1 protein-coding gene is annotated in these 513 nt (G+C 70.8%); it reads right to left on the bottom strand.

Features of this window, described 5'->3' with window-relative positions; genetic code table 11:
- Positions 1–513: AMP-binding protein (locus ACTWQF_RS36785; protein WP_443284129.1), on the bottom strand; the 513-nt coding region annotated here is incomplete at both ends.

The raw sequence follows: 513 nt of genomic DNA, 5'->3' as shown, positions 1-513 counted from the left end.
TGCGGTACATCCGCGCACCAGCCGGACCCAACGGATCCGCGACAAACCGCTCAGCCGTCAGCGCGGGCCGGCCATGGTAGCCCCGGCCGATCCCCGCACCCGCCACATACAACTCCCCCGCCACACCTGGCGGAACCGGCACCAACCCCGGACCAAGAACATAGGTACGCACGCCGCCCAGCGGGCGGCCCAGGGGAGCTGCCGGGGAGGAGGGCAGATCACCCTCCTGGACAGCGGTCCAGGTGGTGGCGTAGTACGACTCGCTCTGGCCGTAGGCGTTGACGACGCGTACGCCGGGGAAGGCCGCGCGTACCCGGCGCACCAGGGTGTCGGGCAGCGGCTCCCCGGCGAACACCAGACTGCTCGGGGTGACCCGCTGGTCCACTTGGTCGAGGAGTTCGGCGAAGGCTGAGGGCACCGTGCTGATGACGTCCACATCCCAGCGCTCCCGCTCGGCCAACGCCAGCACATCCCGCACCACCTCGACCGAACCCCCGGTCGACCACGTGGCGA

The organism is Streptomyces sp. 8N114 (genome assembly GCF_052245835.1).
Lineage (GTDB): Bacteria > Actinomycetota > Actinomycetes > Streptomycetales > Streptomycetaceae > Streptomyces.
Note: the sequence above shows the minus strand (reverse complement) of the source record. Positions and strands in the feature narration are given on the sequence as shown.